General features: G+C 61.7%; 3 protein-coding genes. 2 read left to right on the forward strand and 1 reads right to left on the reverse strand.

All coding sequences use genetic code 11. The features are described from left to right. Positions 1 to 309: TetR family transcriptional regulator (locus tag EN750_RS30250; protein ID WP_127398929.1), on the reverse strand; the 309-nt coding region annotated here is incomplete at its 3' end. Between the two features lie 227 nt (positions 310 to 536). Here EN750_RS30250 and EN750_RS30255 point away from each other — a divergent pair. Together EN750_RS30255 and EN750_RS30260 are read left to right on the forward strand one after the other, a co-directional pair. After that, positions 537 to 1865 carry an aspartate aminotransferase family protein gene (locus EN750_RS30255; protein ID WP_127398930.1) on the forward strand — a complete coding sequence of 443 codons (1329 nt, stop codon included), beginning with the start codon at positions 537 to 539 and terminating at the stop codon, positions 1863 to 1865. Positions 1866 to 1977: 112 nt separating this feature from the next. Continuing rightward, the coding region (locus EN750_RS30260) for an endonuclease domain-containing protein (protein ID WP_145968047.1) at positions 1978 to 2289 on the forward strand (312 nt) is incomplete at its 3' end.

Genomic DNA, 2289 nt, shown 5'->3' on the forward strand with positions numbered 1-2289 from the left:
GTCGCGTGCCATCTCCAGCTTGCGCCTGATGTAGCTGCGCAATTCGGTCAAGGGGTCGCCGATGTCATCGAGTTCACGCAGCGGCGCCAGCCAGGTGTCGAGCAGGCGCTGCATCAGCGTCTCGTGGATGTCTTCCTTGCGGCGGAAATAATAGAGCAGGTTCGGCTTCGACATGCCGGCGGCTTCGGCGATCTGGTCAATGGTCGAGCCACGAAAACCGTTGGTCGAGAAAACCTCGAGCGCCGCCTCCAGGATGAGTTCGCGCTTTTCCTGCTGGATGCGGGTGCGACGAGGGGCGTCCGTGGTCACCGTTGCCAGCCCTCGCGTTGAGGGTCATCTGGACCAATTCTCTGGACCAGTTTTTCCCTAGCCTGTGGAACGCACTTCAGGTGCCGCATTTCCGCTAGTAATCCCTTGACCGCCGACAGGGCGGTGCTAACGTTTGTCCAATCGGTCAAAAATTTGCGTAGCATGAAAACGCGGCAAAGACCAAGCGTTGGGCGCACCGAAACAGATTACAAGGGGAAGTCCTGGTCATGTCCAACCGGCTGAAAGTCACGCCGAACGATCTCAGCGCATTTTGGATGCCGTTCACGGCAAACCGGCAGTTCAAGCAGGCGCCGCGCATGATGGTGTCCGCCAAGGACATGCATTACACGACCAGCGACGGCCGCAAGGTTCTCGACGGCACCGCCGGCCTGTGGTGCGTCAATGCCGGCCACTGCCGTCCCAAGATCACCGAGGCGATCCAGCAGCAGGCCGCCGAGCTCGACTATGCGCCCGCCTTCCAGATGGGCCACCCGATCGTGTTCGAACTGGCCAACCGCCTGGTCGACCTCGCGCCCAAGGGCATGGACCATGTCTTCTTCACCAATTCCGGCTCGGAATCGGTCGAGACCGCGCTCAAGATGGCCATCGCCTATCATCGTGTGAAGGGCGAGGGCTCGCGCACCCGGCTGATCGGTCGCGAGCGCGGCTATCACGGCGTCAATTTCGGCGGCATCTCGGTCGGCGGCATCGTCACCAACCGCAAGATGTTCGGCACGCTGCTCGGCGGCGTCGACCATATGCCGCACACGCATCTGCCGGAAAAGAACGCCTTCACCAAGGGCGTACCGGAGTATGGCGCGGAACTCGCCAACGAACTGGAGCGCATCGTCGCCCTGCATGACGCTTCGACCATCGCCGCCGTCATCGTCGAGCCGGTCGCAGGCTCCACCGGCGTCATCCTGCCGCCGAAGGGCTATCTCGAGAAGCTGCGTGAAATCTGCACCAAGCATGGCATCCTGTTGATCTTCGACGAGGTCATCACCGGCTTCGGTCGTCTTGGTACGCCGTTCGCCGCCGATTATTTCGGTGTCACGCCAGACATCATGACCACCGCCAAGGGCGTCTCCAACGGCGTCATCCCGATGGGCGCGGTGTTCGTCAAGAAGGAGATCCACGACGCCTTCATGACCGGCCCCGAGCACATGATCGAGTTCTTCCACGGCTACACCTATTCGGGCAACCCGATCGCCTGCGCGGCCGCACTCGGCACGCTCGACACCTACAAGGAAGAGGGCCTGCTGACCCGCGGCGAGGAGCTGGCGCCGTACTGGGAAGACGCGCTGCATTCGCTGAAAGGCGAGCCGAACGTCATCGATATCAGGAACATCGGCCTGATCGGCGCGATCGAGCTGGCGCCGATCGCCGGCCAGCCGACCAAGCGGGCCTTCTCGGCCTTCGTCAAGGCGTTCGAGCGCGGCGCGCTGATCCGCACCACCGGCGACATCATCGCGCTGTCGCCGCCGCTGATCATCACCAAGGGCCAGATCAACGAATTGATCGACCATGTCAGAGAAGTCTTGCGAGCCATAGATTGACGAACTGGACGCGGATATCCCTCCCCCTCGAGGGGAGGGTGGCCGCGAAGCGGTCGGGTGGGGTCGGTGCGACTGGGTGCCGACCTGATCTTTTGCTGCGTGGCCGCGTCTGATGCCCCGTACCCGCGTGAGCTTCGAAATGCGCCAGAAGGCGCGCGCGCTTCGAGTTCACGCGACCAAGGGCGAATCCCTCCTGTGGTATGAACTGTGGGAGTTGAAATCGGGAGGCATCAAGTTTCGCCGTCAGTGCCCGATTGGGCCTTATATCGTTGACTTCGTTTGCTTGGCGGTGAAGCTGATCGTTGAGGTCGACGGTGATCTGCACGAACACGAGAAGGGTAAACGGCACGATGCTGTTCGTGATGCCTATCTGCGCTCTCTCGGGTTTCACGTCTTCCGTGTTGACGAGCCCGATGTCATAAAC

Source organism: Mesorhizobium sp. M7A.F.Ca.ET.027.03.2.1, from assembly GCF_003999175.1.
In the GTDB taxonomy this organism is placed as follows: Bacteria; Pseudomonadota; Alphaproteobacteria; order Rhizobiales; family Rhizobiaceae; genus Mesorhizobium.